Annotated in this window: 1 protein-coding gene; it reads left to right on the top strand. The window is 37.9% G+C overall.

Annotated features, from left to right (window positions below; genetic code table 11):
- The first annotated feature begins 823 nt into the window (after positions 1-823).
- Positions 824-1168 (top strand): hypothetical protein, encoded by a 345-nt coding sequence (locus F6K53_RS43295; protein WP_293086885.1) that lies wholly within the window; start codon positions 824-826, stop codon positions 1166-1168.
- The last annotated feature ends 105 nt before the right edge of the window (positions 1169-1273 follow it).

A 1273-nucleotide genomic window follows, 5' to 3' on the forward strand; every position in this document is an offset into this window, starting at 1 on the left:
GAAAGGATTTTGGAGAATAGTTTTGGATTTTGGCTTCTTTAGATCTAATATACAAACGTTTGATAAAGGGTTTGATCAAGGTTTGAAAGACAAGTTTCCTGATTAATCTTTCCGATTTGAACAGGACCTACGCACCCTAGAAATAGATAGGTTGCGTAAGTCCTGGTGATGACAAATCATCGCGCATCAGTTTGGGAGGGGCGAAATGGTGCACCTATTAGTTAGGGCATTAACGGCGACACCATGAATTTATTCGTGGTCAGTCTTTTTGGTGAAATGGTCTTGTTATTTATCTTGGGTTAGGGTGCTGGGATTTGAGGTGATAGAAATTGGTGTTTTGTCAAGTAATTGTATAAAAAATTTATTTAAGAATAATAAATGTGTTACGTGAACGAGTTTTTGCGATTTTTATTGATAGTTGACAGTTAACGGTTGACTATCATCTATCAATAAAAATACTAGTCATATCGTATCAAGTTGACTACTTATTAGGTTTGACAATCAACTATATATAATCTTAAGAAAATCTATAAATAAATTGAGCATTTTGTAAAAAAATGTAAATTGGCTTGCACTTTTCAAGCAAATTTGTGATGATCTGTTTTAACCTGTTCTTAAAAATAAAAAAAGTTGTTTTAAATTCAAATGATAAATGTCAAAAAATTGATTCTGTATTTGTAGGTACTCTACTTATACTCAATTTGATTTTTGCCGTGGCTGAAGGGAAACTCTGTCAGCTGTTATGGATTTAAACTTTGATAACAGCATCATCTGTATTTTTTAGGGGTGCTTCTCCTAAAAGCTATTTGAACCGAAAATAAGCATGAAACTGGCAAGATGCCAGTTCCACGCAAGATGCCCATTCCACGGCAAGATGCCCATTCCACAGGTGCGACCCAAGGCCGGGGAACCCGGCCACTGGAAAGCGCGCCTAAAAACTCTTAACATTATCGCGCATTTATCCAACGCCCAAAACTTGGCGTTGCGGAATCTTGGAATGAATAGGAGTAGAGTGGGCATCCTGCCCGCCCCAAGAGATCAAGGGACAGGCAAGATGCCTATTCCACAGATTGGAACCAGCAAGATGCCCATTCCACAGATTGAAACTGGCAAGATGCCAGTTCCACAGATTGGAACCAGCAAGATGCCCATTCTACAAAACTATTAAAATTATCCCGCATTTAGGCAACGCCCAAAATTTAGCTAGTACTTGATAAATAAGGAGATCAGAAATGTCGGAAAAAATTGTTAATTCCTGGAATGAATGGGATCA

This window comes from Moorena sp. SIO4A1 (assembly GCF_010672065.1).
Classification (GTDB): domain Bacteria; phylum Cyanobacteriota; class Cyanobacteriia; order Cyanobacteriales; family Coleofasciculaceae; genus Moorena.